The 21762-nt window shown below is 42.9% G+C and carries 22 protein-coding genes, 7 tRNA genes and 1 rRNA gene; 26 read left to right on the top strand and 4 right to left on the bottom strand.

Annotated elements, in window-relative coordinates:
- The 11 genes from D7Y06_RS13990 to D7Y06_RS13940 form a co-directional block, all read left to right on the top strand.
- Positions 1-126 (top strand): 23S ribosomal RNA (locus D7Y06_RS13990); the annotation flags it as partial.
- Positions 127-184: 58 nt separating this feature from the next.
- Positions 185-258 (top strand) — tRNA-Asp (locus tag D7Y06_RS13985).
- 4 nt (positions 259-262) lie between these two features.
- Positions 263-335: transfer RNA gene (locus D7Y06_RS13980), tRNA-Val, on the top strand.
- 53 nt (positions 336-388) lie between these two features.
- Positions 389-461 (top strand) — tRNA-Thr (locus tag D7Y06_RS13975).
- Between the two features lie 49 nt (positions 462-510).
- A tRNA-Tyr gene (locus tag D7Y06_RS13970) sits at positions 511-592 on the top strand.
- 47 nt (positions 593-639) lie between these two features.
- A tRNA-Met gene (locus tag D7Y06_RS13965) sits at positions 640-713 on the top strand.
- 5 nt (positions 714-718) lie between these two features.
- Positions 719-791: transfer RNA gene (locus D7Y06_RS13960), tRNA-Phe, on the top strand.
- A gap of 21 nt (positions 792-812) precedes the next feature.
- A tRNA-Lys gene (locus D7Y06_RS13955) sits at positions 813-885 on the top strand.
- A gap of 77 nt (positions 886-962) precedes the next feature.
- Complete coding sequence (locus tag D7Y06_RS13950; RefSeq protein ID WP_120408394.1) at positions 963-1619, top strand: HAD family hydrolase; 657 nt, start codon at positions 963-965, stop codon at positions 1617-1619.
- Between the two features lie 3 nt (positions 1620-1622).
- Positions 1623-2345, top strand: a complete 723-nt coding sequence (locus D7Y06_RS13945) for a phosphatase (RefSeq protein ID WP_120408393.1) — start codon at positions 1623-1625, stop codon at positions 2343-2345.
- An 18-nt stretch (positions 2346-2363) separates the two neighbouring features.
- Positions 2364-2639, top strand: a complete 276-nt coding sequence (locus D7Y06_RS13940) for a hypothetical protein (RefSeq protein WP_120408392.1) — start codon at positions 2364-2366, stop codon at positions 2637-2639.
- A gap of 29 nt (positions 2640-2668) precedes the next feature.
- Here the strand turns inward: D7Y06_RS13940 and D7Y06_RS13935 are convergent, their stop codons facing one another.
- Complete coding sequence (locus tag D7Y06_RS13935) at positions 2669-4003, bottom strand: permease prefix domain 1-containing protein (protein WP_120408391.1); 1335 nt, start codon at positions 4001-4003, stop codon at positions 2669-2671.
- Positions 4000-4338 (bottom strand): PadR family transcriptional regulator, encoded by a 339-nt coding sequence (locus D7Y06_RS13930; RefSeq protein WP_120408390.1) that lies wholly within the window; start codon positions 4336-4338, stop codon positions 4000-4002. The genes D7Y06_RS13935 and D7Y06_RS13930 overlap by 4 nt, the downstream gene beginning before the upstream one ends.
- Before the next feature lie 341 nt (positions 4339-4679).
- Here D7Y06_RS13930 and D7Y06_RS13925 point away from each other — a divergent pair, with 341 nt between their 5' ends.
- The 5 genes from D7Y06_RS13925 to abc-f all read left to right on the top strand — a co-directional run bounded on the left by D7Y06_RS13925 (position 4680) and on the right by abc-f (position 10207).
- Positions 4680-5237, top strand: coding sequence for a manganese efflux pump MntP (locus D7Y06_RS13925; RefSeq protein WP_120408389.1), 558 nt, complete (start codon positions 4680-4682; stop codon positions 5235-5237).
- A gap of 61 nt (positions 5238-5298) precedes the next feature.
- Complete coding sequence (locus D7Y06_RS13920) at positions 5299-5892, top strand: HAD family hydrolase (protein WP_120408388.1); 594 nt, start codon at positions 5299-5301, stop codon at positions 5890-5892.
- Positions 5893-5907: 15 nt separating this feature from the next.
- Positions 5908-7923: a beta-galactosidase gene (locus tag D7Y06_RS13915; RefSeq protein ID WP_120408387.1), complete on the top strand. Its 2016-nt coding sequence runs from the start codon at positions 5908-5910 to the stop codon at positions 7921-7923.
- A gap of 133 nt (positions 7924-8056) precedes the next feature.
- Positions 8057-8353, top strand: a complete 297-nt coding sequence (locus D7Y06_RS13910; RefSeq protein WP_120408386.1) for a hypothetical protein — start codon at positions 8057-8059, stop codon at positions 8351-8353.
- Between the two features lie 360 nt (positions 8354-8713).
- The gene (gene abc-f / locus D7Y06_RS13905; RefSeq protein WP_120408398.1) at positions 8714-10207 is read left to right on the top strand and encodes a ribosomal protection-like ABC-F family protein; all 1494 of its coding nucleotides are present in this window, start codon (positions 8714-8716) and stop codon (positions 10205-10207) included.
- An 82-nt stretch (positions 10208-10289) separates the two neighbouring features.
- Here the strand turns inward: abc-f and D7Y06_RS13900 are convergent, their stop codons facing one another.
- On the bottom strand, positions 10290-10475 hold the full coding sequence (locus D7Y06_RS13900) for a ribbon-helix-helix domain-containing protein (RefSeq protein ID WP_199714717.1): 186 nt from the start codon (positions 10473-10475) through the stop codon (positions 10290-10292).
- 199 nt (positions 10476-10674) lie between these two features.
- Here D7Y06_RS13900 and D7Y06_RS13895 point away from each other — a divergent pair, with 199 nt between their 5' ends.
- From D7Y06_RS13895 to D7Y06_RS13875, 5 genes are all read left to right on the top strand, one after another.
- On the top strand, positions 10675-10854 hold the full coding sequence (locus tag D7Y06_RS13895) for a hypothetical protein (protein WP_120408384.1): 180 nt from the start codon (positions 10675-10677) through the stop codon (positions 10852-10854).
- Between the two features lie 336 nt (positions 10855-11190).
- The gene (locus D7Y06_RS13890; RefSeq protein WP_158591373.1) at positions 11191-12231 is read left to right on the top strand and encodes an Ig-like domain-containing protein; all 1041 of its coding nucleotides are present in this window, start codon (positions 11191-11193) and stop codon (positions 12229-12231) included.
- A gap of 116 nt (positions 12232-12347) precedes the next feature.
- On the top strand, positions 12348-13871 hold the full coding sequence (locus D7Y06_RS13885) for an O-antigen ligase family protein (RefSeq protein ID WP_158591372.1): 1524 nt from the start codon (positions 12348-12350) through the stop codon (positions 13869-13871).
- 308 nt (positions 13872-14179) lie between these two features.
- A complete protein-coding gene (locus tag D7Y06_RS13880; protein ID WP_120408381.1) occupies positions 14180-15157 on the top strand; it encodes a dipeptidase in 978 nt (325 codons plus the stop codon).
- A gap of 47 nt (positions 15158-15204) precedes the next feature.
- A complete protein-coding gene (locus tag D7Y06_RS13875; RefSeq protein ID WP_120408380.1) occupies positions 15205-16092 on the top strand; it encodes a C40 family peptidase in 888 nt (295 codons plus the stop codon).
- A gap of 348 nt (positions 16093-16440) precedes the next feature.
- Here the strand turns inward: D7Y06_RS13875 and D7Y06_RS13870 are convergent, their stop codons facing one another.
- Complete coding sequence (locus D7Y06_RS13870; RefSeq protein ID WP_147415667.1) at positions 16441-16668, bottom strand: hypothetical protein; 228 nt, start codon at positions 16666-16668, stop codon at positions 16441-16443.
- 417 nt (positions 16669-17085) lie between these two features.
- Between D7Y06_RS13870 and D7Y06_RS13865 the strand changes: the two genes are divergently transcribed.
- The 5 genes from D7Y06_RS13865 to fabG all read left to right on the top strand — a co-directional run bounded on the left by D7Y06_RS13865 (position 17086) and on the right by fabG (position 21757).
- Positions 17086-18765: a methyl-accepting chemotaxis protein gene (locus tag D7Y06_RS13865; protein WP_120408397.1), complete on the top strand. Its 1680-nt coding sequence runs from the start codon at positions 17086-17088 to the stop codon at positions 18763-18765.
- Positions 18766-18918: 153 nt separating this feature from the next.
- The gene (acpP, locus tag D7Y06_RS13860; RefSeq protein ID WP_120408378.1) at positions 18919-19152 is read left to right on the top strand and encodes an acyl carrier protein; all 234 of its coding nucleotides are present in this window, start codon (positions 18919-18921) and stop codon (positions 19150-19152) included.
- Positions 19153-19156: 4 nt separating this feature from the next.
- Complete coding sequence (fabK, locus tag D7Y06_RS13855) at positions 19157-20089, top strand: enoyl-[acyl-carrier-protein] reductase FabK (protein ID WP_120408377.1); 933 nt, start codon at positions 19157-19159, stop codon at positions 20087-20089.
- A gap of 26 nt (positions 20090-20115) precedes the next feature.
- Positions 20116-21030, top strand: a complete 915-nt coding sequence (gene fabD, locus D7Y06_RS13850; RefSeq protein ID WP_120408376.1) for an ACP S-malonyltransferase — start codon at positions 20116-20118, stop codon at positions 21028-21030.
- A complete protein-coding gene (gene fabG, locus D7Y06_RS13845; RefSeq protein WP_120408375.1) occupies positions 21017-21757 on the top strand; it encodes a 3-oxoacyl-[acyl-carrier-protein] reductase in 741 nt (246 codons plus the stop codon). Before fabD ends, fabG begins: the two co-directional genes overlap by 14 nt.
- Positions 21758-21762: the final 5 nt, after the last annotated feature.

Here is a 21762-nt window from a genome sequence, read left to right as displayed (position 1 = left end):
TTAAGATGAGATATCCCCCGCAAAAGCGGGTAAGACCCCTTGAAGACGACAAGGTAGATAGGGCAGGGGTGGAAGTGTGGCAACACATGGAGCTGACTGTTACTAATCGGTCGAGGGCTTGACCAAGGAAGACAGAATCAATCGGGTATCTGTATGAAGTTTTGATGGTATATATCAGCTTTTTGGCCCAATGGCTCAGTTGGTTAGAGCGCCGCCCTGTCACGGCGGAGGTCGCGGGTTCGAGTCCCGCTTGGGTCGTTATGGGATCTTAGCTCAGCTGGGAGAGCATCTGCCTTACAAGCAGAGGGTCATAGGTTCGAGCCCTATAGGTCCCATTTTGTTAAAGGGAGAGTAAGTCTCAGGTTTGCGATGATGAAACAGAATTTGTGCCGATGTGGCTCAATTGGCAGAGCAGCTGATTTGTAATCAGCAGGTTATCGGTTCGAGTCCGATCATCGGCTTAAAAAGAAAATATTGTATGATATAGAACTTTGGTTCTTTATTATAAATGGGCAGATTCCCGAGTGGCCAAAGGGGACAGACTGTAAATCTGCTGCAAATTGCTTCGGTGGTTCGAATCCACCTCTGCCCATTCTTCCAATGCAGTTTTGCAAAGGAAGTTAATTTTAAATTTAATATCGCGGGGTGGAGCAGTCTGGAAGCTCGTCGGGCTCATAACCCGAAGGTCATAGGTTCAAATCCTGTCCCCGCAACTCATGCCCAGTTAGCTCAGTTGGTAGAGCAGAGGACTGAAAATCCTCGTGTCTCTGGTTCGATTCCGGAACTGGGCATTCTCAAAAAAATTTGAGTATGGGATATTAGCTCAGTCGGTAGAGCACTTGACTTTTAATCAAGTTGTCCGGGGTTCGAATCCCCGATGTCTCATGAGTGAAATTAGCGGAATTCCTTACGGATAGAGGGGTTTCGCTATTTTTGTATATTGCATGCATAGGAGAATTTTTATGAAGATAAAAGGCGTAATATTTGATATGGACGGCTTAATGTTGGACACAGAAAAGTTGTACAATCGGTTTTGGCGTGAGGCCGCTGCGGAATTTGGATATACAATGACCTATGAACATGCTCTTGTGATCCGAAGTATGAATCCTGTTATCTGTTCCGAAACCTTAAAACAGCTTTTGGGAAAAGATTTTCCCTATGAAGAGGCAAAAACCCTTAGAAGAAAACTTATGAAAGAATATGTGAAAATACATGGGGTGGAAAAGAAAAAGGGATTAGACGAGCTGCTACAGTTCTTAAAGCGGAACAAAATGAAAACAGCTGTGGCGACTTCCAGCAATAGAAGCCGTACAGAGTGGTATCTCACCAGTGTTGGGGTATGGGAATATTTTGATGAAATTATCTGTGGGGACATGGTGGGGAAGGGAAAACCGGAACCGGATATTTATTTGACTGCAGCAAAGCATCTGGAGCTTTTTCCTGATGAGTGCATTGCACTGGAGGATGCCCCTGCGGGGATATTGTCAGCATACAGAGCCGGCTGCCATCCTGTTTTTATACCGGATTTGGATGAGGGGGATATTGACACAAGGGAGATTGCGGAGTATATTGCAGGAAATTTGTCAGATGTCATTGATTTCATAAAGAAAGAGGGGTAGGAAATGCAGCCATTATTTGATTTGCATACTCATACTATTGCCAGTGGGCATGCTTACAGTACATTAAAGGAAAACATTGAGGAGGCGGCAAAGATAGGCCTGAAAGCTCTAGGCATCAGCGAACATGCGGAAAGGATGCCGGGAACTGCCCACAGAATGTATTTTATGAATTTTAAAGTGATACCGAAAGAAATAAATGGTGTTTTAATTTATAATGGAATTGAGGCGAATATCTATGGGGAGAAGGGGGAAATCGATGTTCATCCTTCGATTATAGATCGTTTGGATTATATTATCGCAAGTATGCATACACCCTGCATTGACAATTTGGGTGAGGCAGGAAATACAAAGGCAATTCTTGGGGCTATTGAGAATCCTAAAGTTACCATAATTGGACATCCAGATGATTCCCGTTACCCCTTAAATATGGATGAAATTGCAGCAGCGGCGGCAGAATGCCACATTGCGCTGGAAGTCAATAACAGCTCTATGCACCCTTTAAATTTCAGAGAAAATGCCAGGGAAAATATATTGGAAATGCTGGATTTGGCCAAGAAATATAAAACAAATATAATTCTTGGCACAGACAGTCATATCTGTTATGAGGTTGGCAGGTTTGACAGGGCTCTGGAAGTTTTAGAGGAAGCAGATTTTCCAGAGGAGCTGGTGGTTAATTTTGATATGGAGCGTCTCTCATTGGTATTAAATAAAATAGAAGAAAAGTGAAACAGGAGGGAAAAGATTATGGGTCAAAGGATGCCGAGTTGGAATGAAAAGTCAACTTTGGACAAAATATTACAGATTGTCCAGATATTGCTGTCTGCAGCGGTAATTGTTTTATGCGTTTTACAGATGACTGGGGTTTGGAGCGGGGCAATTCATATTATTGAGCCTTTAATGGCAGTGGTTATGCTGATTATGTCCTGGCAGTACAGAACTTATAATAAATTGATGAGTATGTTTTGCCTGGCAGTGGCAGTTTTTGTTACTTCGGTAGCGGTGAAAATATTTTTTTTCTGAAAAGGTTGGATTTAAAAGAGGAGTGCAGGTTAGCACTCCTCTTTTAATATGTTTGTGTTGCGAAAGACGCATAGCACAAATCCTACATAGACGGCATTGAGCAGAATATTAATTCCCCCGTAGGCTAAGAAGGGAACAGAAATCGTGTAGTATTCCCCATACCCCAGGTTGCTGAATGTATAGGCCAGTACCCGCACCAAAATGCTGATTCCGCAGGCGCTTCCCAGGAGCATCCCAAGACGGTTGTGCTGGTGGAGAGCGCTTTTTAAAGTTAGGATACAGAACAGGATAAGAAGCAGTATCACCATAAGGCCGGGAATTATTCCAAACCAGGAAAAAGCAGAGGTAAGCATAAAGTTAGAGTAAAGTTCACCTGGGTTAATGTAGTCAGGTAGAGTACTGCCGCCAAACAAGGAATAGTGCGGAATGTTTTCTCTTAAATGGTTTACAAGGTAATATCCTTCTCCCTCCAATTGAGAGCCTGTAAAAAACAAAAACATGTTTTTTAATCTTGCAGTGTAATATGGCGGCAGCCAGGGAAGGAGAATCAGGGACAGGACAGGCGTAAACATAAGAAATCCTGCCGCATATAGCTTTTTGCTTGGGAGGCCAAAAATTCCTTTCTTTATGGATAAAAACAAAATAAATATAATAATTATATAACATTCTATGGCGGCACTGGAAAAGGTAACATTCCCAGGGAAAATTATTTTTGCAAGGAAAATTGCCAGTGTCAAGGATTCACAGATGAAAATTCCCCAAATCTCTTTGTTTTTAAAGTGGTAGAGCAATCCTGCGAAAATCAGGGGGTATACCATCCATAGAGAGTAATTGTATGACCAGTAGGAATGATATTCCACAATAACAAATCCTCCTGCAGCCACAAACAAAAAGTAAATTCCGTAAAAAATAAGAATAAACTTAACAAACAGGTTATAATTAAAGTATAACATGCCTAGTATAATTCCAAGTCCTAGGATATTAAAAAGAATTGTTTTACCCAGGTAATGGAAGGAGGATGCAATCCAGACATTTTGCGCATTTGGGGTGTGATAGCCCAGATCCACATGGGAAAATATGATTCCCTGCATTAAAATGCCAAAAATCGTCAGAATAATTGCCAGGGTAAAGAGCCGAAGCGGAAATTTTGGACGATGAATCTGATTTAGTGCCTGTCCTGCTGCCACAGGATCTCCCATCTGGCGGATGGCTTCTTCCAGTGCAGCTTTTTCTTCCATACCTTCCGCCTCATAACTTTCTTTCTGTTCTTCAATATGATTTTCAAACTCCTGGCGCACAAGGTCTTTTGCTTTTTTGTTTTTTATCTGATTTTCTAATATAATCATATATTCTTCGTAGGTCATAGGGCACCTCCTGAGAAATGCAGCACGTTTGTCACTGCTGTCTGATAGGTTTCCCATTCCCTCTTTTTTTCTTTTACCTGCTTTCGGCCGGAAGCTGTAAGGTGATAATATTTGCGTTTTTTTCCGGAAGAATCATCCTGGTAAGAGGTAAGAAACTCTTTTTCTTCCAGAGAATGGAGTAAAGGGTATAAAGAACCCGCTTTCAGTTCAAATACGTTGTCAGATTTTTTACGAAGGGTTTCAATCATTTCATAGCCGTACATATCTTTATCTTCCAAAAGGCGCAGCAGCATAATGTTCAGGCTTCCCTGAATTAAATTTTTGTCAATTCCCATGGTATCTCCTTTCTTTGTCTAAAAAGGCAACATAAACTTAAAATATATAGACTGTCTATATTTGCAATTATATATAGGCAACCTATATATGTCAAGATTTTTTTGTATATTGCATTCTTTTTTTGCATATGATAATATAAGAAATATCAATTCCCAGAGGGAGTAATCGGCACAATTTTTAAATGTGTAGTAATTATCGACATAATGGTGGAGACACCCGGTAATACTATAGACGATGAGACTCATGGGCAGCATCTAGCTGCCTGTGAGTCTTTTTTGCACCCGGCAGTTATAGGGTGGATTTTCCCCTGGAAATTAGGAAAATACAAAAGGAGAGAAATATGAGTATTGCAGAATTATTTATTTTGGCGGTTGGGTTGTCTATGGATGCATTTGCAGTATCTGTATGCAAAGGTTTATCTTTGGGAAATATAAAGGTAAAGCACATGTGCATTGCAGGGGTGTGGTTTGGGGGATTTCAGGCATTGATGCCCCTAATCGGCTATTTTCTGGGAAGTTTTTTTGCAGATATGATTACAAAATATGCACACTGGATTGCTTTTCTGCTTCTCTTGTTCCTTGGGGGAAGCATGGTAAAAGAAGCTTTTACCGGGGAGGGGGATGTGGATGCTGCCATGGATGGAAAGAGCATGTTTCTTTTGGCGGTGGCAACCAGCATTGACGCTCTGGCGGTGGGAGTTACCTTTGCCTTTTTAAAAGTTGCAATTATTCCCGCCGTATCTTTTATTGGTCTTGTGACCTTTGTGTGCTCTGGGGCGGGGGTGAAGATGGGAAGTATTTTTGGGGCAAAATACCAGGCAAAGGCCCAGGTCTGCGGGGGAATCATTCTTATTGCTATCGGTGTCAAAATCCTTTTGGGAGGACTTTCCATATTGTAATTCCATTATTTGCAGAAAAGTGGTAGAATGGAGCAAGAAAAAAAGGGGGAGGAGAAACTATATGATTAAGAATATTATATTTGATATGGGAAATGTGTTGTTAGATTACAATCCCGATGTAATTTTAGACCAGGTCTGTGACACACAGGAAGAAAAGCAGATAATCAAAAAGGAATTGTTTGCGGGGCCGGAATGGGCCATGGGGGACAGAGGTGACATTACCAATGCAGAGCGTTTTGACCTAGTAAAAAAACGCGTTCCTGAAAAATTACATGAAAAATTAAGAAAATGCGTGGAAAACTGGGACGTGTGTATGCTTCCGGTGAAGGGAGCCGGGGAGTTTATGGCATATGTAAAGGAAAAAGGATACGGACTTTACGTGCTCTCCAATGCGGCCATAGAGTTTTTCCAGTACTTTCCAAGGCAGATTGATATGGATTTTTTTGATGGGATTGTGGTATCCGCTGAGGTACATATGTTAAAGCCGGAGATTGAGATTTACCGTTATCTGTTGGAATCCCATCATCTAAAACCTCAGGAATGTCTGTTTATTGATGACAGGGAAGACAATGTAAAAGGGGCGGAGAAAGCAGGTTTAAAAGGCTTTGTATTTAAAGAGGATTTTGACAAGGTGAAAGAAGAACTGGAATCATAGGAAAAGGAGACGGGAATGGACAAGCTCTATTATGGGGCGGCATATTATTTGGAATATATGCCGGTGCAGCGGCTGGATAAAGATATAGCTATGATGAAAAAGGCCGGGATAAACCTGGCGCGGATTGGGGAATCCACCTGGAGTACATATGAACCTCAGGAAGGGATATTTGATTTTTCTCAGTTGGAACAAGTTTTGGATGCAATGGAGGAAGCGGGAATTTCCGTTATAGTGGGAACGCCTACTTATGCGGTTCCTTCCTGGATGGTGAAATCCCATCCGGATGTGCTGGCCTTGACCAAAGAGGGCAGGGGGATTTATGGGCACAGACAGATTATGGATATCACCCATCCGGTGTATTTATTTTATAGTGAAAGGATCATCCGGGAAATGATGAAGCGCACAGCACACAGAAAATGTGTGATTGGCTATCAGTTGGACAATGAGACAAAATATTATGGGACTGCGGGAGAAAATGTTCAGAGACGATTTGTAAAGTATCTCCGTGTAAAGTTTAAAGACGATTTAAATGCTTTGAACAGAGAATTTGGCCTGGATTACTGGAGCAACCGTCTGGATGCCTGGGAGGATTTTCCTGATGTGAGGGGGACGGTAAACGGAAGCCTTGGGGCGGAGTTTGAAAAGTTTCAGCGCGCTCTTGTGTCGGAATTTCTCTCCTGGCAGGCAGGGATAGTGGGGGAGTACAAAAGGGAAGAACAGTTTATCACCCACAATCTTGATTTTGACTGGCGGGGACATTCTTATGGGGTTCAGCCCAATGCAGATCACTATGACATCGCAAAATGCCTGACGATTGCAGGAGCGGATATCTATCATCCCACCCAGGATGAACTTACAGGAAAAGAGATTGCATTTGGGGGAGATTTGATTCGTTCCTTAAAGGGGGACAACTATTTGATTTTAGAGACTCAGGCCCAGGGTTTCCCTTGTTGGACGCCTTACAAAGGGCAGCTTAGGCTTCAGGCATTCAGCCATATTGCGTCCGGGGCAAATGCAGTGGAGTACTGGCATTGGCATTCTATACACAATTCCCTGGAAACATACTGGAAAGGGCTTTTGAGCCACGACCTGGAAGAAAATGAAACATATATAGAAGCCTGCAGAGTGGGGGCTGAGTTTGAAAAGTATGGCAAATTTTTAGTAAATTTGAAAAAGAAGAATGATGTGGCTATTCTTGTAAGTAATGAAGCGTTAACTGCACTGGAATGGTTTGGCATAGAGGCAGCAGCCGCCTCCAATGAGGGTATAAAATATAATGATGTTCTTCGGTGGGTATATGATACATTGTATGAGCATAATGTGGAATGTGATTTTGTCTGGGAGGAATCCCAGAACCTCAATGAGTATAAAATGATTGTCGTACCTGTCCTGTATGCAGCAGATGAAAGGGTACTGAAAAAATTAAATGATTATATAAATAATGGAGGAGTCCTAGTGGCTACCTTTAAAAGCGGGTTTGCCAATGAAAATGTGAAAGTGTACCACAGTGTACAGCCCCATATCATCCATCAGGCCCTTGGGGTGACATACCATCAGTTTACTTTTCCCAAAAATGTAGTATTATCCGGGGATATTACCTGTGGAGCGGAAAATTTTTATGCTGAAAAATTCATGGAGCTTTTAATTCCGGAGGAGGATACTCAGGTGTTGGCATCTTATGGGCATTATAACTGGAAAGATTACGCTGCCGTTACCAGGCATCCCTTTGGAGAGGGATTTGGATATTACCTTGGATGTATGACGGATAAAAGGGTTTTGTGGAAAGTTTTCGACATGGCTTTAAAGGATGCCGGGCTTGATGTACCAAAGGCAGAGTTTCCCTTGATTTTGCGAAAAGGCAGGAATGAGGAGGGGAAGGCTTTCTGGTTTTACCTGAACTATTCACCGGAAGTACAAAGGGCAGTTCATGAGGGAATCCTTGCCAGGGACATATTTACAAAAGAGCAGGTAGATGGGGGAGGTACTTTTGAGGTAAAAGGCTGGGATCTTCGCATATTGGCGGAAAGTTAAGGGTTAAAGTGGGCCTAAAAGAATAACTGGACAAATCCGGTGATTTACATTATTATAGAAGTAGGAATATATATTTATTGGCGGGTTGGTAATGTGCAGGTCTGATATATGGAAAATGACAGGAGGGTAAAAGATGAAGAGCAGCAGAATTAGTTTTGAAGTTGACGTGGAGCAATATGAAGTGGGAAAAAATATGGAAGATGGTTTTGAGCTCTGGTCCGATGTTGTGACAAAAGGCTGGATTGTCACAGATTTTTTGGTTAAGATAACAAGAGAGGATGGCTCTATTGTGTGCCCGTATATTGTACACCGCAGAGGCAGGACATTTATTGGAAACGGAGATTATGTTATAACGGAGGCCGATGGAAGCAAGCATGTGTGCGGGGCGGATAAAGTTTGGAACCGTTATGCAAAACCGGATAATGCATAAAAACAAATTATATTGAAAATCATGATATAATACTAACAGTTTATATGAAATTTGGAGGTGAAAGGATGTTCATATTTTCTTGCTAATGATTTCAGGCAGACAAATTGTGATTTCGACAGTAACTACTGTCCATTTTGTTGTGCCTGTAAGCAGGAAAGTATGAATTCTTTTCCCTTATAACAAGGAATGCATAGCGTTTCTTTGTCTTTCGGGCTGCAGGAATTTACTTTCCTGCGGCTATTTTTATGCGCAGACCCGCATATGGAAATTTGCCGCAGACGCGGCATGCGGGCCACACGGCGAGTAGGGGAAAACCATCCCTACTCGATTGCACACGCCAAAGCAAAGGAGGACAAAGAAATGGCACAGATAAAAGTATCGAATTTAACTTTTGCCTATGAGGGCAGTTATGATAATGTATTTGAAAATGTAAGTTTTGTCATAGATACAGATTGGAGGCTGGGATTTACAGGGAGAAACGGAAGGGGAAAAACTACTTTTTTAAAATTACTTTTAGGGCAGTTTCCCTATCAGGGTAAGATAACCCACAGTTCCTGTTTTGATTATTTTCCCTTTCACACGGGGGATAAGACAAGAAATGGGATAGATATTGTAGATGAGATATACCCGGATTATGATTACTGGAAGATTTCCAGGGAGTTATCCATTCTTAAGGTGGATGATTCTGTGTTATTCCGGCCCTTTGATACTCTTTCCAACGGGGAACAGACGAAAGTGATGCTTTCCGTTCTGTTTTCCAGGGACAATTATTTCCTTTTAATTGACGAGCCCACAAACCATTTAGATGAAGAGGCAAGGGATTTGGTAGCAAATTATCTGAAAAGCAAAAAAGGGTTTATTTTAGTATCCCATGACAGGGCTTTCCTGGACACCTGTACTGACCACATTTTATCCATTAATAAAAATAATATTGAGATAGAGCAGGGAAATTTTTCTTCCTGGATGGAAAATAAAAGCCGCCGTGACGCCTTTGAGGTTTCGGAGAATGACAGGTTAAAGAAAGAAATCCATAAATTACAGGAGACGGCGGCGGAGAAGGCTAAGTGGGCGGATAAGGTGGAAAAGACAAAATACCATACCAGAATTGCCGGCCTGCGGGTGGACAGAGGTTATATAGGTCATAAGTCAGCAAAGATGATGGCAAAGGCAAAGGCCGGGGAGGCACGGGCGGAAAAGAAGATTGCAGAAAAGTCAAAGCTGCTTAAAAATATAGAAAGGGCGGATGACCTGAAAATAAGTCCCCTGGAGTACCATTCCAACGTTTATGCCGAGCTTAAAAATGTGTCTCTGTTTTATGACAACCGAAAGATATGCGGGAATGTTGCCTTTGACATAAAACGAGGCGACAGGGTGGCGTTAAAGGGATGCAATGGATGCGGGAAGTCCAGTGTTATTAAATTACTCCTGGGGGAGAAGATTGCATATGAGGGGGAATATAAAGTGGGCAGCGGGCTGGTTATCTCCTATGTTTCCCAGGACACTTCTTTTCTGGGGGGAAACCTTAAGGATTTTGCTGTAAAAGAAGGAGTAGAGGAAAGTTTGTTTAAAGCAGTGCTTAGAAAACTGGATTTTTCCAGGGAAATGTTTGACAAGGATATGAGAGAGTACAGCGAGGGGCAGAAGAAAAAAGTCCTGCTTGCAAAAAGTCTCTGCGAAAAGGCGCATCTTTATATTTGGGATGAACCCTTAAATTATATTGATATTTTTTCAAGGATGCAGTTGGAAAACCTGATTTTAAAATGGCAGCCCACCCTTTTGTTTGTGGAGCATGACAAAACATTTTGTGAAAAGACGGCCACAAAGGTTGTGCAGGTCTTAAAAGAGAACTTTTAGAGCAGCCGGAGGTTTAACGGCGGAGATTTTATGTGAAATGAAGAAAAATCACTGGATAAAAGCAATTTCCAGTGATTTTTCTTCAATTGTCGGAAGATGCGTCATTTTTTTCCGTCTGCTCTTTTTTTAATGCTTCAAGTCCAAGCCGAATGAGCTCAACTGTCGCCTGAGAACGCGTTTGATAACGATGTTCGTAGCGGAAGTCTTCAATTCTCTGGAATAGTTCATCATCCACAGAAACCGTATATCTTGGTCTGTTTGTAGCCATATGCATCACCTCATTTGTGATTATACCGGAGTAATGCTAGGATGTAAAGGCAACTAAAGCTGAAAAACAAAAGGTTTCTGGTAATTTAAGAAGAAAAACCCATTGGAAAATTTTACATTTTTATTGACAGTGGTTCACTGAACTCTTATAATGAATAATGCAAATAGTGATTCACTGAACCTTGAGAGGAGGGGAGAGTATGGCTGAAAATCCAAAACGCTATTCTGTTTCTGTGTCCAACGCTATGAAAGAAGAATTAGATGTTTTAAAATCTTCTAAATATGCAAATGTGACAATGAATCATATGCTCTGTGATTTAATTCTTCTAGGGTTAAATACAACAGAAAATCGGAGCAGATCCAGAGGAAGTGCAAAGTAAGTGTACAGTGGTGGATTGCCACCACTCGGATAGGTCAGCCCATATCCCTAGATAATAGATTATACAGTTAAGTTTTTTATTTTAATAAGGCAGCCAGACAAAATTGTTTTTCTCATGTGGGCCGGTGCATTGTCACCGGCCCTTCCTTAAAATATTCTTTCATATTCCTTAAAAGGATACAAAATGGCACAAGGCAGCTAAAAAGTTTTGATTTATTGTTGACAGTGGTTCACTGAACCGTTATAATGATACATGCAGAGTGATTCACTGAATCACAGTATGGAAAGAAATGCCATACAAAAAGGATAAAAAAGAGAAAAATAGGAGGACATGAAAATGACAGAACTGAAAGTAAAGTTCACAAAAGGTTTTGTGAAACGTGCAGCGGCAGTTGCTATGGCAGTATGTTTGGGAACTACATTGCTTCCGGCAAATTTTGCTGTTTACGCTTCAACGGGAAATGGGGAAGCAGCAGTAACCAGCGGAAGCGGAGACATAACCAGCGGCGGCGGGGACAATACGCCAGGCGGAACTACCAGTGGAAATGAAAAGCCAGGTGACAATACACCTAACACAGTGGCAGTTACAGGTGTGACAGTGGCGCCGACAGCGGTTACTTTGGACAAAATCGGAGCAACTGCAACATTAACGGCTACCGTAGCTCCGGCTAATGCAACAAACAAAAATGTTACATGGGCAACTTCCAATGATAAGGTTGCAACGGTAGCAAATGGTACAGTGACAGCAACCGGTGACGGGGAAGCAACCATCACAGTTACCACACAGGATGGCAATAAGACAGCCACTGCAACGGTAACAGTGAAAACGACGAAGGATGAGCAGCCAGTAGATAAGAAAGTTTCAAAAGTAGCTATTACATTAAACGGCCAGACTGTAAAAGGTACTTTAAAAGCAAAAGTGGGAAAAACCTACAGCTTTAAAGCTACGGTAACACCAAAGGATGCAAAAGACAAAAAAGTGAAATGGTCAACATCCAATAAGAAAATTGCAACTGTTGACAGCAAGGGCAAAGTAAAAATTAAAAAGGCTGGAAAAGCAACAATTACTGCAAAAACCAGTAATGGAAAAACAGCAAAAGTTACTTTAAATGCAAGCAAGAAAGCCGTTAAGGTTACAAAGCTGGCAATCAAGGGCAATAAAACCATGAAGGTGAAAAAAAGCCAGACATTGAAAGTAACTGTTACACCCGCAACTGCTGACAATCAGAAAGTGACCTGGAAAACTTCTAATAAGAAAATTGCAACCGTTAATTCCAAAGGTAAAGTTTCCGCTAAGAAAAAAGGAACTGTCAAAATTACCGCTACGGCAAAGGACGGAAGCAAAAAGAAAGCAACGGTAAAAATTAAAGTGAAATAATCTGTAAGATGCAGTAATCTCACAGATAAAAAAGCAGGAGTATATAGAATGAAACTCTTTATGACTCCTGCTTTTTTGCTGTTGTAAAATGAAAAAAGCGAAGGATGAAAAAGCGGATGATGAAAAAGGAAATAGACAACCTGGCGGACTGGCTGGGACAGCAAGTGACAAGCTTTTATATTCTTGTAATGTGCGTATTTTTTCCGGTGTTTTATACCAATAAAATGTTCAGCCTTACGTGGGATAAAAAGCATTTTTTTTTATTTTTTACATTTATCTATACATGTTTTTTATTTCCGGTTTTTGGAAAGAAAATTTGGGATTCCCGAAAGGAAAAATTGTGCATCAAAAAAGTGGATATTATTTTTGCCCTGATACTGTTATTATCAGTTTTCCTGTCCACGGTTCTTGCCTTAGACAGGAAGGAAGCTTTTTGGGAGATGTGCAGCAGAACCCTGTGCGGCATATGTTTTTTGGGTTTTATACTGATTTATTTTGGCATCCGGTGTTACGGTACATTTGACAGCACAGTAATATGGGGCTGGCTTTTGGGCAGCGCAGTGATTTATCTCTTTGGGATTTTGTGCGCCTGCAAAATTAATTTTATGTACATACAGACCGGGTGTGAGTCCCCGGATATTCTTTTGACCCCTTTGGGGAATACAAATTTTAATGCGTGTTTTGTATCTCTGATGCTGCCCCTTGTAATGGTAATGTTTATGCTTTGCAGGGAGCGTTTTTCCCAGGTGGTTTACGGCATCAATTTGTATATGGGATTTTTATTTGTATTTTTTATCAAGACAGAAAGCGCATTGTTTGCTGTGGCAGCAGGGATTTTTATACTGGGGTATTTTGCCCTGGGAGATACCCGATGGTTAATGCGCTACATAGAATTATTGGGAATTTATCTGGGAGCAAAAGTCACCATTTGCCTGCTTTTGCATTTGTGGAGAGAACACCTCTATCCTTTTGATGGAATCGGGGCGTTTGTGCTGAGTGATGTATGGATTTTAGCTGAAGTGGTTTGCTTTGGAATTTTTGCAGTGTTTTTCATGTGGAAAAAAGAAGTTATTGTGGAATGTTTTTTAAAAGTAAGATATACTGTTGTAGGAGTATTGTTGGTTTTGGGGGTGATTGGCGCACTGGTTCTTGTATGGATAAATGTCAGAAGGGCAAGTTTGCCGGAGAGTTCTTTTTTCAGGCATTTTATCCTTACGGATGAGACCTTTAACCACAGGGGATTTATATGGAAAGGAACAGTGAAATCCTTAAAAGAAGAACCGATTTGGCGGATCTTTTTTGGAAATGGGCAAAACTGTTATAAGGATTTTATGACGGAATCTTTCAGGGAAGAATCTATGGCATATCTTGGATCAAATCTTCGCGATCCTCACAATGAGTTGATGCAGGTACTGGTGGATATGGGACTCCTTGGTGTTTTGGGATATTTTGGACTGCTAATAGCTACCCTTATTCAGGCATTTCGTACGTGGAAAAAGAATGAGGTGCAGATTGCGGTGATTGTGACATTGTGCGTATATTTGATTCAGGGTCTTGTAAACGGGTATTCCATTTATCATCTGCCGCTGCTCTTTCTATTTTTAGGGCTGGCGAATGGGGGGATGACACGAACAAAATAATTCCTTATTAGAAAAAAAACTGTAGCGAGATATGATGTGGAAAAAAAGCATATATTGAGTATGCAGATGGAACGAGGCAGTATGTTTGATAGAAAACCCATGATACTTGTTCTGGCAGGACCGAATGGCTCAGGAAAGAGCACAATTACTTAATATTTTGAAAAATACGAAAACACAAAGAAGATATATCTATTTTTCCAAATGAGTTATGGTCAGAGGATGAAATACTGGAACTGATAGAAGAAGCGGAGCATTAGACGGCCGCTTCTGTTTTTCTTTGTAGGAAATAATATTTGAGGAGGAATTTTATGTATATAGCAGATTTACACTGCGATACCCTGTCAGCGCTGCGTGCAAAAAAACGGCAGGGAAATGTCGTAACCCTAATGGATAACGATTTACAGTTAGATGTGCGCAAAATGGAAACAGGCAATTACATTTTGCAGAATTTTGCTGTTTTTGTGGACTGGGGGGAGGAAGAGGACGCTTACGCCTGTGCAAAAGAGCAGATTGAGATTTTTATAAAAGAGATAAATCAGTGTGGGGGACGGATTCGCCAGGCCCGCACATTTCAGGAGATGGAGGAAAACAAAAAGAACGGGATTTTGTCGGCTGTTCTGACCTTGGAGGAGGGGGAAATCTGCCAGGGGGATTTAAATAAACTGGAGAAGATGTACCGCCTGGGGGCAAGGATGATGACCCTTACCTGGAATTATGAAAACTCCCTTGCATCGCCTGCAGCCTGTGATGACAGGAGAGTAAGTGTCAGGGAGGGGAAGGGCATAACGGAGACGGGGATTGCTTTTCTGGAAAAAATGGAGGAGCTGGGGATAATTGTGGACGTGTCCCATCTTTCGGATGAGGGAATTTCAGATGTGCTAAAATACAGCAAGAAAAGGATTGCGGCAAGTCATTCCAATGCCAGAGAAATTTGCAGGCATCCCAGGAACCTTACAGATGGGCAGATTCGTAAGATTGCGGACCAGGGTGGTATTATCGGAATTAATTATTATGGGACTTTTCTTACGGAAGAAAAGACAAATGGAGTGTATTTCAGCAGGGTGAAAGATATTGTCAGGCATATCCGCCACATGGCGGATGTGGGAGGAATCGGCTGCATCGGCCTTGGTTCCGACTTTGACGGTATGGACGATAATCTGGAGTTAAAAGATGCTTCTAAGGCAGAGCTTTTGTGGGATGCTTTGAAAAAATCTGGGTTTCGGGAAAGTGAAATTGAGGCAGTGTGTTACAAAAATGTGTGGGAGTTTTACAGAGAGATGCTATAAGGGGACATCTTTGCATATATTGAAAGAAAAATGCAAAGGAGTTATGGATGAGGGTAGGAATCGTCAGGGTGCCTTCTGCCTTTCTTATGGAAAAAGATTTGAAAAGCCCGGCTGACCAGATTTTTATGGGCTGGGCAGTGGGGATTTTGGGGGAGGAGGGGGAGTATTATCAGATTGTAACTCATTATGGGTATCCAGGATATGTGAAAAGGGATGCGGTGAAAATTACCATAGAAGAAAAATTAAGGCAGAGGGACAGGTGCGGCAGACAGATGATGGTGGCGGCGCCTTTTGCGGATGTGCTGGCAGAGACAAAAGTGCAGGGGGATAGGCTTGTGACTCTGGACAAGGGAAGTTATGTGGAATGTATAACGTATTCCGGGAAAGGGGAGGATGTACGGGGAAAAACATATGAGGGATATCTGCGGGTTCGGACAGCATCGGGAATCACAGGTTTTGTCCCTGAAATTGCAGTGATGCGGCGTCCTGACGATGACGGGTATCTCTATCTGGGCAGAAAACCGGGGTATTTTCTTGGCCCAAATGTCCCGGAGGCCCAGTTTCGGGAAAAGGTGGTTTTGTTTGCCGCCAGCTACTTAAACACGCCCTACCGCTGGGCGGGAAAGAGCCAGCAGGGAATTGACTGTTCCGGGCTGACCTTTATGTGTTATCTCTTTGGGGGAGTAATCATTTACAGGGATGCAAAAATTCATCCGGGCTATCCGGTAAAAAGCATTTCTTTTGACAAGCTTAAAAAGGGGGATTTGCTGTATTTCCCAGGACATATTGGAATCTATATCGGGGAAGGGCGCTACATACACGCCACGGGCAATATAAACAGTTTTGCCTGTGTCATCAGCAGTTTTTTGGAGGAGGACAGACTTTACAGGGAGGATTTGCGGAAAAGCCTGTATGCTGCGGGGAGTATTTTTTGATGGCTGTGATTGTTATTGGAGCGGGGGTATGTATTGTAAAAAATCTGGAAAAGAACCAATTTGCAGAAACCGGAAACCCGAAGCAGTTCAAGGATGGATGTTGTGATATCCTACGGAGGTTTTGAGCATATTGTAGAACTTAAAATATGGCATGGCAAAAGTACCGGGAAAAAGGGTTGGAGAAGCTTAAAAGTTACCTTGACAGCAGAAGCTGTACAAAGGGATACTTAATCAGCTTTAGTTTTCATAAAAATAAGGAATATGCGGAGAAAGTCAAAGTGAAGTGTTTGAAATTGTTGTGTAAAATAAAAACACCGGGCAGAGGAAAGTTATCTCTGCCCGGTGCAATTAATTTCCTTTACTGCTTAAGGGATTACTCCTCTCCGTAAAAAAGGGGTTATTGTCCGGCGCTGCTTTGTCATCTTCATTATAAAACCCCTCCTGTTTTACCGCCGCAGGGGAGGAATTTCCGGGAATTGCGTCCCGGATGCCGTTTGTGACAGTATTTTTGATATCCGCCTCTTTTGCCTGGCTCACATGGTCTGTGGCATAGTTTAAATTTACATTTTTTTCCATAATAAATCCTTTCTGAAAATCGTTGATAGGATATAGTCTGGAAAAAAATTGAAAAACTATGCACAAGGAAAGATAATTTTATAAAAATTCATTACATTACTTCCTTTCTATTTTTTTGATATGTAGTATCTAAAAGTATAGTGTAAGGAGAGAAGCATATGAAATGTGCAAGCAATTATAATTGTCCCGTAGTTCCACCGAAAGTTGAGTATTCTTAAGTAATTTTGGAAAAAGTATAATGAATTATACGCATAATTGCGTACAGAGGTTAAAAGCAGCCTGGCAGCAGTATTTGAAACAGAGAAAAATATGTTTTTTATTTTCGTATCCTATGTTACAATAGAAACAGGCTTTGCTTACAGCCCATTTCGGGCCGGCACAGCCAATATTACTATAAAAAAACGGAGAAAAAGCGGTATGGGAAAAAAACAGGTTGTAGAGGGAAAAAGGAACAGAAAGTGCAGGCATATCGGACGGAAGGTTGGCAATGTTGTAGTAATCATGCTGTCGCTTTCTATCATTTTGGCAGTGGTGGTCTGTGTCACCATGTTTAATAAGCTGGTGAGAAGTATGCAGACCAATGTTTGTACAAGCGGTACCAATATGCTGCAGCATGAATTGGAACGGATATCGGAGGATGAAGATATTAACCAGGTTCTGGATGGGCTAAAAGAGCGTATGGGCTGTGAGTTCACAATTTTTCAGGGGGACACCAGGGCTTACAGTACAGTGACCCAAAACGGACAGCGGGTAGTGGGAACAAAGCTTGCTTCCAATTTGTGCGACATTGTACTTACCCAGGGGCAGTCCTATGTAGGCCAGGCGGATATCCTGGGAGAATCCTACTTGTGCTCTTATGTGCCCACAAAGAATGAGAGCGGTGAGATTGACGGCTTGATTTTTGCCGGGATATCCGTAACGGATGCGGAGACGGCAACTGGCAGAATTATCAATTATGCTATGGCGATTAGTGCGGCTGTGATTATTTTGTGCATCATCTTCTTAACATTTTACATAAAGAAAACGGTTTCCATTCCTCTGGGAAAAATCACTCAGGCGGCCATGGAGATGGAGCAGGGTGAGCTTGGGCTGGCTGAGGGAACGGAAGTTTCCATCGGTATCCGCTCAAAAGATGAAATTGGTATGCTTGGGGAAATATTTGAGGATACCATCCGCCGTCTCAGGTCTTACATAGGGGAAATAGCAGACGTGCTTGAAGCCATTGCTGAAGGGGATTTGACGAAGGAGGCCAATCAGGACTATATGGGGGATTTCCATACGATAAAGAAGTCCCTGGACAGTATTTTAGGCGCATTAAACCAGACAATGGGACAGATTGCGGCCAGCGCCGGGCACGTATCCAACGGTTCCGACCAGGTGTCTGCCAGTGCCCAGACTCTGGCCCAGGGGGCTACTGAGCAGGCCAGCGCCGTCACTGAAATCTCAACCACCATTACGGGAATTTCAGAGGATGCAAAGCGGACTGCGGAAGCGGCGGAAGAGGTTGGACACTTTGTCAATCAGGCCGGTGCACAGCTTGGTATCAGTATGGAGAACGTGAGGGAGCTGAGCGTGTCCATGGAAAATATTTCCAATGATTCCAAGGAGATTAGCACCATTATTGCCACTATAGAAAATATTGCTTTTCAGATTAACATTCTTGCATTAAATGCGGCTGTGGAGGCTGCCAGAGCCGGTGCCGCCGGCAAAGGCTTTGCCGTCGTGGCAGAAGAAATCAGCAGTCTGGCGGCTAAGTCCGATGAGGCTGCCAAGGCTACAAAGGAGCTGATTGAAAATTCCGTTGCCTCCATTACCGAAGGCGGCAAGGTTATGAACAGGGTTACAGAGGCCCTGGAGCAGACCGGAAAACTGGCTGGAAATGTGACGGTGAAGATGGAACAGGTTGTGGCGGCAGTGGAGAACCAGACTCAGGCCATGGAGCAGGTGGCTACCGGGGTGGAACAGATTTCCGCAGTAGTTGAGAATAACTCTGCCACAAGCCAGGAGTGTGCGGCGGCCAGCCAGGAGATGTCCTCCCAGTCCGGCTTGTTAAAGGAACTGATCTATGCCTTCCGGCTTAAAAACTCCCGCCGTTAGAATGGTGCTGCAGTGAGCTCCTTAAAAAATCTTAAAAAACATATTGACAAATATATCCAGTGCATATATACTTTGCTTATCAAATAATTTGACTATCAAAATATTTTCTGGTCAAATGTAAAAAAATGAAAAAGGTAAAAAGGAGAAAATCACATGTTGGAAAAATTGAAAACTATTATCGCAGAGCAGTTAAACGTTTCAGAGGATGAAGTAAAGGCAGAGAGCAACTTCAAAGACGACCTGGGTGCAGATTCCCTGGATTTATTTGAGCTTGTTATGAGCCTTGAGGAAGAGTACGGCGTGGAGATTCCCTCAGAGGACTTAGAGAAAATTTTAACTGTAAACGATGTTATTGAGTATTTGAAAACAAAAGGCGTAGAGGCATAAAATCATGAAAACCAAGATTACAGAGTTACTTGGAATTGAATATCCTATCATTCAGGGAGGCATGGCCTGGGTTGCGGAATATCATCTGGCAGCCGCCGTATCGGAAGCCGGGGGCTTAGGGATTATCGGAGCGGCCAGCGCACCTCCCGAAGTGGTGAGGGAGCAGATACAGAAAGTAAAAGAGCTTACGGATAAGCCCTTTGGCGTCAATGTAATGCTGATGAACCCCAATGCCCCGGAAGTTGCCCAGGTGGTAGTGGAAGAGGGGGTTAAGGTAGTGACAACCGGTGCGGGAAATCCCGGAAAGTTCATTGATATGTGGAAAGAAGCCGGTGTGAAGGTAATTCCCGTGGTGGCAAGCGTAGCTATGGCAAAGATGATGGAGCGGGGCGGCGCCGATGCCGTTGTGGCGGAAGGAACGGAGTCCGGCGGACATATCGGAAGCGCAACCACTATGACACTGGTTCCCCAGGTGGTGGACGCTGTAAAAATTCCTGTCATTGCAGCAGGAGGAATCGGCGACGGGAGAGGCCTTGCGGCGGCTTTCATGTTAGGCGCCGAAGCAGTTCAGATGGGAACAAGATTTGTAGTGGCAAAAGAATCCATTGTACATCCCAATTACAAAGAGCGCATCATTAAGGCAAAGGACATCGACTCTGAGGTGACAGGGAGAAGCACAGGGCATCCCATCCGGGTACTTAGAAACCAGATGACAAGAGAGTACTTAAAAATGGAAGAGGAGGGTGTAGGATTAGAAGAGTTAGAGCGCCTTACCTTAGGTTCCTTAAGAAGCGCCGTTATGGATGGTGATGTGGTAAAGGGAAGCCTGATGGCAGGACAGATTGCGGGCCTTGTGAGCAAGGAGCAGACCTGTAAAGAAATGATAGAAGAAATCGTGGCACAGGCAGAAAGTTTATTAGGACAGAGACAGCCATAGACTGTTAAGAGATAGGAGATGTTGGCATGGGTAAGCTGGTATTTATGTTCCCTGGACAGGGGTCACAGTACGTAGGAATGGGCAAGGAATTTTATGATACAATTCCGGCCTGCAAAAAAGTGTATGATTTAGCATCAGAGGCCTCCGGTTTGGATATTCCGGGGCTTTGTTTTGAGGAAAATGACAAAATTAATATTACGGAATATACACAAATTGCAATGCTGGCCACGGAAGCGGCTATTTTAACTGCATTAAAAGAAGAGGGCATCACCCCGGATGTAACGGCGGGCTTAAGCCTGGGAGAATACGGTGCATTGATAGCGTCAAATGTTATGGATATGAAAGACGCTTTTTCCGTTGTGAGAAAAAGAGGAATTTATATGCAAAAAGCAGTTCCCACAGGGGGGGCCATGAGCGCAGTTTTGGGCCTTGATGCGGAAGTTATCGAGGGAGTCTGTGAAAAAACGGAAGGAATCGTTTCCATTGCAAACTACAATTGTCCCGGACAGATTGTGATTACCGGAGAAAAGGCTGCTGTGGACGCAGCAGGGGAAGCACTAAAAGCAGCAGGGGCAAAGCGCATTGTGCCTTTAAAGGTCAGCGGGCCCTTCCACTCCCAAATGTTATCCGGCGCAGGGGAAAAACTGGGGGAAGCATTAAAGGATGTAAAAATAGCGGATGAGTTTATCCCCTACCTTGCCAACGTCACCGCAGATTATGTCACAAAAGCCTCCGATGTAAAGCCATTGCTCACAAAACAGGTAGCATCCTCTGTGCGCTGGCAGCAGACGGTGGAGCGCCTCATTGCAGACGGCGCAGACGAGTTTTTGGAAATCGGGCCGGGAAAAACCCTTACCGGATTTATGCGTAAAATTAACCGGGATGTGAAAGTAAATAATATTGATAAGCTGGAGGACTTCAAAAATTATGTTGGAAAATAAAGTTGCCCTGGTAACAGGCGCCAGCCGGGGAATCGGAAAAGAGATTGCTTTATCTTTGGCAAAAGAGGGAGCTGCAGTAATTTTAAATTATAACGGCTCTAAGGAAAAAGCGGAGAGCGCAGCGGAGGAAATCCGTGCTGCCGGGGGAAAAGCAGAGACTTACCAGTGCAATGTATCTGACTTTGAAGCCTGCGGCGCAATGATACAGGATTTAATCAAACAATACGGCAAAATTGATATTCTTGTAAACAATGCAGGAATTACAAGAGACGGGCTTTTAATGAAAATGTCCGAGGAAGATTTTGATGCGGTGCTTGGCACAAACTTAAAAGGCGCATTTAATACCATCCGCCATATGTCCAGGTATTTCTTAAAACAGAAATGCGGAAAGATTATAAATATCTCTTCCGTTTCCGGAATTTTGGGAAATGCGGGACAGGCAAATTACAGCGCCAGCAAAGCGGGAGTCATCGGCCTTACGAAAAGCGTGGCAAGAGAGCTTGCCAGCCGTGGAATCAATGTAAACGCCATTGCCCCGGGTTTTATTGCCACAGATATGGTGGAGGCTATGACAGAAGATGCGAAGGCCAAAATGACAGATGCCATTCCTTTAAAACGCATCGGGACCACAAAAGATATTGCCAATATGGCGGTGTTTTTAGCGTCGGATGCATCGGATTACATTACCGGACAGGTGTTTGCCGTGGACGGCGGAATGAGCATATAGGATAT

The sequence above is a fragment of the Roseburia sp. 1XD42-69 genome, from assembly GCF_003612565.1.
In the GTDB taxonomy this organism is placed as follows: domain Bacteria; phylum Bacillota; class Clostridia; order Lachnospirales; family Lachnospiraceae; genus Roseburia_B.
Note: the sequence above shows the minus strand (reverse complement) of the source record. Positions and strands in the feature narration are given on the sequence as shown.

What these genes read in the sequence shown, in the direction of transcription:
- D7Y06_RS13950 (WP_120408394.1), top strand. Translation starts at nt 963, where the DNA reads ATGAAGATAAAAGGCGTAATATTTGATATGGACGGCTTAATGTTGGAC.
- D7Y06_RS13945 (WP_120408393.1), top strand. Translation starts at nt 1,623, where the DNA reads ATGCAGCCATTATTTGATTTGCATACTCATACTATTGCCAGTGGGCAT.
- D7Y06_RS13940 (WP_120408392.1), top strand. Translation starts at nt 2,364, where the DNA reads ATGGGTCAAAGGATGCCGAGTTGGAATGAAAAGTCAACTTTGGACAAA.
- D7Y06_RS13935 (WP_120408391.1), bottom strand. Translation starts at nt 4,003, where the DNA reads ATGACCTACGAAGAATATATGATTATATTAGAAAATCAGATAAAAAAC.
- D7Y06_RS13930 (WP_120408390.1), bottom strand. Translation starts at nt 4,338, where the DNA reads ATGGGAATTGACAAAAATTTAATTCAGGGAAGCCTGAACATTATGCTG.
- D7Y06_RS13925 (WP_120408389.1), top strand. Translation starts at nt 4,680, where the DNA reads ATGAGTATTGCAGAATTATTTATTTTGGCGGTTGGGTTGTCTATGGAT.
- D7Y06_RS13920 (WP_120408388.1), top strand. Translation starts at nt 5,299, where the DNA reads ATGATTAAGAATATTATATTTGATATGGGAAATGTGTTGTTAGATTAC.
- D7Y06_RS13915 (WP_120408387.1), top strand. Translation starts at nt 5,908, where the DNA reads ATGGACAAGCTCTATTATGGGGCGGCATATTATTTGGAATATATGCCG.
- D7Y06_RS13910 (WP_120408386.1), top strand. Translation starts at nt 8,057, where the DNA reads ATGAAGAGCAGCAGAATTAGTTTTGAAGTTGACGTGGAGCAATATGAA.
- abc-f (WP_120408398.1), top strand. Translation starts at nt 8,714, where the DNA reads ATGGCACAGATAAAAGTATCGAATTTAACTTTTGCCTATGAGGGCAGT.
- D7Y06_RS13900 (WP_199714717.1), bottom strand. Translation starts at nt 10,475, where the DNA reads ATGGCTACAAACAGACCAAGATATACGGTTTCTGTGGATGATGAACTA.
- D7Y06_RS13895 (WP_120408384.1), top strand. Translation starts at nt 10,675, where the DNA reads ATGGCTGAAAATCCAAAACGCTATTCTGTTTCTGTGTCCAACGCTATG.
- D7Y06_RS13890 (WP_158591373.1), top strand. Translation starts at nt 11,191, where the DNA reads ATGACAGAACTGAAAGTAAAGTTCACAAAAGGTTTTGTGAAACGTGCA.
- D7Y06_RS13885 (WP_158591372.1), top strand. Translation starts at nt 12,348, where the DNA reads ATGATGAAAAAGGAAATAGACAACCTGGCGGACTGGCTGGGACAGCAA.
- D7Y06_RS13880 (WP_120408381.1), top strand. Translation starts at nt 14,180, where the DNA reads ATGTATATAGCAGATTTACACTGCGATACCCTGTCAGCGCTGCGTGCA.
- D7Y06_RS13875 (WP_120408380.1), top strand. Translation starts at nt 15,205, where the DNA reads ATGAGGGTAGGAATCGTCAGGGTGCCTTCTGCCTTTCTTATGGAAAAA.
- D7Y06_RS13870 (WP_147415667.1), bottom strand. Translation starts at nt 16,668, where the DNA reads ATGGAAAAAAATGTAAATTTAAACTATGCCACAGACCATGTGAGCCAG.
- D7Y06_RS13865 (WP_120408397.1), top strand. Translation starts at nt 17,086, where the DNA reads ATGGGAAAAAAACAGGTTGTAGAGGGAAAAAGGAACAGAAAGTGCAGG.
- acpP (WP_120408378.1), top strand. Translation starts at nt 18,919, where the DNA reads ATGTTGGAAAAATTGAAAACTATTATCGCAGAGCAGTTAAACGTTTCA.
- fabK (WP_120408377.1), top strand. Translation starts at nt 19,157, where the DNA reads ATGAAAACCAAGATTACAGAGTTACTTGGAATTGAATATCCTATCATT.
- fabD (WP_120408376.1), top strand. Translation starts at nt 20,116, where the DNA reads ATGGGTAAGCTGGTATTTATGTTCCCTGGACAGGGGTCACAGTACGTA.
- fabG (WP_120408375.1), top strand. Translation starts at nt 21,017, where the DNA reads ATGTTGGAAAATAAAGTTGCCCTGGTAACAGGCGCCAGCCGGGGAATC.